This is a genomic window from Kitasatospora sp. NPDC056076 (assembly GCF_042266305.1).
Classification (GTDB): Bacteria; Actinomycetota; Actinomycetes; order Streptomycetales; family Streptomycetaceae; genus Kitasatospora.
The window spans coordinates 1-1771 of sequence record NZ_JBHJWG010000121.1; the positions used below are offsets into that span (position 1 = coordinate 1).

At 73.3% G+C, this 1771-nt stretch carries 3 protein-coding genes; 2 read left to right on the forward strand and 1 reads right to left on the reverse strand.

Annotated features, from left to right (window positions below):
* Positions 1 to 258, forward strand: a 258-nt coding sequence (locus ACFC1T_RS38315) for a gamma carbonic anhydrase family protein (protein ID WP_375897422.1), incomplete at its 5' end; no start/stop codon positions are given.
* 24 nt (positions 259 to 282) lie between these two features.
* Here the strand turns inward: ACFC1T_RS38315 and ACFC1T_RS38320 are convergent.
* Entirely contained in the window at positions 283 to 744 is a 462-nt protein-coding gene (locus ACFC1T_RS38320; RefSeq protein WP_375897423.1) for a MarR family transcriptional regulator, read from the reverse strand.
* Between the two features lie 105 nt (positions 745 to 849).
* On the opposite strand from ACFC1T_RS38320, the gene ACFC1T_RS38325 reads away from it, so the two are divergent.
* Positions 850 to 1771 (forward strand): alpha/beta hydrolase (locus tag ACFC1T_RS38325; protein ID WP_375897425.1); only part of this gene is annotated, 922 nt, incomplete at its 3' end.

Below are 1771 nucleotides of genomic sequence, written 5' to 3' on the forward strand. Positions count from 1 at the left end.
GTGCTGCACGGCTGCACCGTCGAGGACGACGTCCTGGTCGGGATGAACGCCACCGTCCTCAACGGCGCCCGGATCGGCGGCGGTTCGCTGGTCGCGGCGGGCGCGGTGGTGACCCAGGGGATGGACGTCCCGCCCGGCTCGCTGGTCGCGGGGGTCCCGGCCAAGGTCCGTCGGGAGCTGACGGAGGAGGAGCGGGCCGGGATCAAGGCCAACGGCGAGGGCTACCTGCTCCTCGCCGAGGCGCACCGGGAGGTCTAGGCACGCCGCGTCGGCGGTCCGCCGCTACAGCCGGTCGTAGACGGCGGACAGCCGGCGCAGCACCTCGGCGGCCCGGTCCAGGGCCTCCTCGTCGTAGTCGTCGAGGTCGGCGTGCAGGGCCTCGGCCAGGGCGGCCTGGCGCTGCTCGTGCCGGGCCCGGCCGTCCTCGGTGAGGGCGACCAGGACGGACCGCTTGTCCTCGGGCGGGCGGGTGCGGGTGACGTAGCCGGCGGTGACCAGGCCGTTCACCAGCTGGGTGGTGGCCGGGCCGGTGGTCTCGGTGCCGGCGGCGAGCTGGGTGATGCTGAGCGGCCCCCGCTCGGCCAGGGTGCGCAGGGCGCGGGCGTGGGTGAGGGACAGGGCGCCCGGGGTGCGGGTGGCGCGCCCGCGCAGCCGGGAGTCCGCGGCGCTGAGCCGGTAGGCGGCGCGGGCCAGGCGGTCGAGTGCCTGGGCGCGTTCGGGCGCGGGCGGCGGTGCGGTCGTCATGGTGGGTTCCTCCTCGGCGGGTTGACAACAGACTAGCCTCAGTACTTAATGGATAAGTACTTACTCACTAAGTACTTATCTACGCCGCTCCAGGAGGAGACCGTCATGACCATTCGCTCGACCGGCCAGAACTGGGCCCTGGACATCGCCCTCGCCCAGGGCGGCTTCGACGCGCTGCACCCCGAGGCCGTCGGGACCATGGAGGAGCTCGGCCACGACCTCACCGACTTCGCCAAGGTCTTCGCCCTGGTCAGGAGCGGTGCCATGCTTCCCAAGGCGTGGGCGACGGTGGCCGGCCAGGCCGAGGAGCGCGCCGCCCACCACGAGCGCGCGGGCTTCGCGCAGACCGCCGCCGACCTCTACCTGCGGGCCGCCGTGATGTGGGGCCGGGCGCAGTACTCGATCTTCGACGCCACCGACCCGCGCAAGGCGGTGCTGCGCGCCCACGCCGACCACTGCGTGGACCGCCTGGGCGCCCTGCGCGACGGCCGGGTCCGCCGGGTGGTGCTGGACTTCGAGGGCTCGACGATCCACGCCCTGCTGCACCTGCCCGCCGGGCGGGTCGAGAACGCGCCCGCCGTCATCCTCGGCCCCGGGATGGACATGATCAAGGAGGACTACATCTGGGCGGCCGAGCGCTACTACACCTCCCGCGGCATCGTCGCGCTCTCCATCGAGGGCCCCGGCCAGGGCCAGACCCGGGCCGGCGGGCTGACCGTCGACCTCGGCAACTACGAGCGGGCGATCGGCCGCTACCTCGACCACCTGGCCGAGCTCCCGGAGGTCGACGCCGAGCGGATCGGCATGTTCGGCATCTCGATGAGCGGCTACTGGGGCTCCCGGGCCGCCGCCACCGACCGCCGGATCGCCGCGCTCGCCGCCTTCGAGGCCGTCACCGGGGACTTCGCGACGATCTTCGAGCGGGCCCAGCCGACCTTCAAGAACAACTACATGTACATGGCCGGGTACACCGACGAGGAGGCCTTCGACCGCGACCTCGCCCACCGCATGCCGCTCGGCGACCTGG